Annotated in this window: 4 protein-coding genes and 1 pseudogene; all 5 read left to right on the forward strand. The window is 72.0% G+C overall.

Annotated features, from left to right (window positions below; genetic code table 11):
- Positions 1-1,038 (forward strand): annotated as a pseudogene (locus SACHA_RS25190) (hypothetical protein); the annotation flags it as partial.
- 3 nt (positions 1,039-1,041) lie between these two features.
- Positions 1,042-1,497 carry a roadblock/LC7 domain-containing protein gene (locus SACHA_RS0109345; protein WP_019809167.1) on the forward strand — a complete coding sequence of 152 codons (456 nt, stop codon included), beginning with the start codon at positions 1,042-1,044 and terminating at the stop codon, positions 1,495-1,497.
- Between the two features lie 102 nt (positions 1,498-1,599).
- On the forward strand, positions 1,600-2,421 hold the full coding sequence (locus SACHA_RS0109350) for a DUF742 domain-containing protein (protein WP_019809169.1): 822 nt from the start codon (positions 1,600-1,602) through the stop codon (positions 2,419-2,421).
- A complete protein-coding gene (locus SACHA_RS0109355; protein ID WP_028663031.1) occupies positions 2,402-3,007 on the forward strand; it encodes a GTP-binding protein in 606 nt (201 codons plus the stop codon). The genes SACHA_RS0109350 and SACHA_RS0109355 overlap by 20 nt, the downstream gene beginning before the upstream one ends.
- Positions 3,008-3,161: 154 nt before the next feature.
- Positions 3,162-3,578, forward strand: coding sequence for a roadblock/LC7 domain-containing protein (locus tag SACHA_RS0109360; RefSeq protein ID WP_019809173.1), 417 nt, complete (start codon positions 3,162-3,164; stop codon positions 3,576-3,578).
- The last annotated feature ends 153 nt before the right edge of the window (positions 3,579-3,731 follow it).

Below are 3,731 nucleotides of genomic sequence, written 5' to 3' on the forward strand. Positions count from 1 at the left end.
GCCGGTACCGCGGACCGCGCCGGATCGGACCGTTCCGGCGGACCGGACGGTGCCGCGGCGGACAAAGCAGCGGCGGACGGTGCAGCGGCGGACAGGGCCGTGCCGGACGCCGGCTCCCCGGACCGGGGGCAGGAGGACGGTCTGCGTCCGCTGGACGAACCGATCAGTCTCGACGACCTCATCGGCGGCCGGAGTCCGGCGGCGGGCCCGTTCTTGACCCCGGACACCGGCGCGGAGACCGGGTCGCGCCCCGGCGGGGAGCGCCGACCGGGATCCGGCGGTACGGAACCCGCGACCCGGTTCGTCAGCGGGCCCGCGGGCGATCCCCCGACCCAGCTGGTGCGTCCCGCGGGAGCGACCTCTCCGGGGGCGGAGGAGCCGGTGTGGCCGGCGGAGTCCCCGGACGGGGACACCGCCGACGCCGACGGATCCGCTCTGGAGGACGATGCGCCCACGAGAAGACTGCCGATCTACCAGTCCGTGCTGTCGCGCTGGTTCAGCGAGGAGAGCGCCTTCGAACCCGACGACGACCACGATACGGCGGAGTCCGGCGATCCGGCCGTGGGCGGTCCCGCGGAGTGGGTTACGTCGGACGGTCGCGGGGACACCGGACCGGCGGAGGCGGCGATGAACGGTTCCCGGGACGGTGCCGGAGGCGGCGGTGCGGCGGGCGCGCCGGACGAAATCGTCGGCGACTGGCACAGCGCCTCGGACCTGGGGTGGCAGGCGGCGCACGCGCTGCTGGAGGACAAGAACGAGGAGGTCACCCCCGCCGGTCTGCCGAAGCGCGTGCCCAACGCGTATCTCGTGCCGGGATCGGTGGGTGCGCCGAGCAGGGGTGACGGGTTCACCGACACGACCGCCGGGGAGCCGGGGCAGGGGGCCATCGCGAGGTCGGCCGAATCGGCGCGGAACCGGATGAAGAGTTTTCAGCGTGGCTACCAGAGTGGTCGCCACGCGCTCAACGAGCCGCAGGTTCGCGGCGAGCAAGTCGACGAGACGGGGGCGACCCCCCGTTCCAACGGGGCGAAGGAGTAAGAGTTGACACGGGCGGGTTCAGAACGTCCGGGAGCGCCGAATCAGGGCAACTCCGGGCAGACGGGTAGCTTCGCGTGGCTCATCACGGACTTCGTGCATCGCGTCCCGGGCGCGGCGCACGCCGTGGTGGTCTCCGCCGACGGCCTGTTGCTCGCGGCCTCACGGGGGCTGCCCAAGGACAGGGCCGACCAGCTCGCCGCGGTGGCGTCCGGCCTCACGAGTCTCGCCCGCGGCGCCGCGCAGGTGTTCGAGGGCGGCACGGTGGCACAGACCGTGGTCGAGATGGCCAACGGGTTCCTGTTCCTGATGTCGGTCTCGGACGGCTCGTGCCTGGCGGTGCTCGGGTCCCCGGATTCGGACATCGGGCTGGTGGTGTACGAGATGACGCTGCTGGTGGACCGGGTCGGCCAGCAGATGACACCGGAGTTGCGTGCGCAGTTGCAGGGCGCGCAGCGCTGACCGGTTCCCGACGGTGGAGCGCGGACGGGGGCGACGCAGACGGTGAGACAACGCCAGACGGTGAGACAACGCAGACGGTGAGAAGACACTGAGGAGACCGCCGTGAATTCCGGGCAGTCACGAGGCGATCGATGGCTCGACGGTGCGGCTTGGCGCCGGACGACCGAGCCGGGCGACGGGGCCGGGTACCGCGACCGTGCCGACCCGGATCCCCGTCCGGGACGGGCGGGCGGTCCGCCGTCCGACACCCTCGACACGGGCGAGTGGTTGCGCGCGGGTGGTGCCGATGTCGGCCCGTTCGCCCCCGACATCACCGAATCCGGCCAGACGCTGTTCAGCGGACCCGGTGCCGAGCTGTACGGCATGGGGGGCGGCGGAGCGGGATGGGACGGCACCCCGTCCTCCGACAGGGCGCGGCACGATCCCGGTCCGTCGTCCCGGGATCACGGGCCCGAGTCCCGGGATCCCGGTCCGTCCTCCTGGGACCCGGGCCCGTCGTCGTGGGACTCCGGCCCGCCGTCGTGGGACCTCCCGTCCCCGGTGCCGCGCCGTCCGGGGGAGACCGCCACCGAGCCCGAGGACACCTCGTCCGGGCTGGTGCGCCCGTACTTCCGTACCCGGGGCAGGACGAAGCCGGACTACGACCTTGCCGTCGAGGCGCTGATCTCCACCAGCGAGCGGGGCAGGCGGCTGGACCGGGTCCGCGTGCCGGAGCACCGCTCCATCTGCGGCCTGTGCCTGGACACCCGGTCGGTCGCCGAGGTGGCGGCGCTACTCGGGATGCCGCTGGGGGTCGTCCGGATTCTGGTTGGTGACGTTGCCGGTCTCGGGCTCGTGCTCGTGCACTCCGCGTCCTCCATGGTGGGAGACCGGCCCAGTATCGAGTTCATGGAAAGGGTGCTCAGTGGGCTTCGGAGAATTTGACGCCCCCTCCTCGCCGGCGGTGTCCGGCCCGACCCAGTCGACCAAGATCCTGGTCGCGGGCGGGTTCGGCGTCGGGAAGACGACGCTCGTGGGCGCGGTGTCCGAGATCGATCCGCTGACCACGGAGGCCTCGATGACGGAGGCCAGCGTGTCGGTTGACGACCTGTCGCAGACCCCGGACAAGGCGACCACCACCGTGGCGATGGACTTCGGGCGGATCACGCTGGACTCGGACGTGGTCCTGTACGTCTTCGGCACACCGGGGCAGCACCGGTTCTGGTTCATGTGGGACGACCTCGCCCAGGGGGCGATCGGTGCGGTCGTCATGGTGGACACCCGCAGGCTCGCCGACGCCTTCCCGTCGATCGACTTCTTCGAGAACCGCAAGCTGCCGTACATCGTGGCGATCAACTGCTTCGACCGGTTGCTGCACCACCAGATCGAGGACGTGCGGCACGCGCTGACCATCGCCCCCTCGGTACCGATCATGGCGTGCGACGCGCGGGACCGGGAGTCGACCAAGCAGGTACTGATCTCGGTCGTGCAACACGCGATCGCGCACGACTCGACCCTGACGGCGGGGTGAGCCCGGTCACGTTCTCCGGGGTGGGCACCGCGGCCGACGTGTGCCGTCGCCTGCGCCGACGGCGTGATTCCCGGCGCGGAACCGGGGGAACGGCTACCGGTGGTTTGACCCGGCTAATAGTCTTGCGCGCAGGCTCGCGAGGTGAGGAGGGACAGTGACGGCAGCGACTCACCGCGGTTTCGGCTGGCTCCTCACCGACTTCGTGCGCCGGGTGCCCGGTGCCGCCCACGCGGTGGTCGTCTCCGCCGACGGGCTCCTGCTCGCGGCCTCGGACGGACTCCCGCAGGACCGGGCGGAGCAGCTCTCCGCCGTCGCCTCGGGGCTGGTGTCGTTGACCTACGGGGCCGCCCGCTGCTTCGAGGGCGGGGAGGTGACCCAGACGGTCGTCGAGATGGAGAAGGGCTACCTGTTCCTGATGTCGGTCAGCGACGGCTCGTGCCTCGCCGTGCTGGCCGCGCCCACGGCCGACATCGGCACCGTCGCCTACGAGATGACGTTGCTGGTCGACCGGGTCGGCCAGCAGATGACCCCGGAGCTCCGTGCCCAGCTGCAGGGCGGCGCGCGTGACTGAGGACGACGAGTGGGAGAAGCTGAACCGGCCGACGGGGAGGGAGGAGTTCGACTCCCCGAACCGGTTCGACCTGAGCAGTGTCGCGCAGGTCACCGAGCTGGCGCGCCGGGTGCGTCCGCAGGGCCCGCCCCGGCCGCCGACCCCGCCCGCGTC

The sequence above is a fragment of the Saccharomonospora halophila 8 genome, from assembly GCF_000383775.1.
GTDB lineage: Bacteria > Actinomycetota > Actinomycetes > Mycobacteriales > Pseudonocardiaceae > Saccharomonospora > Saccharomonospora halophila.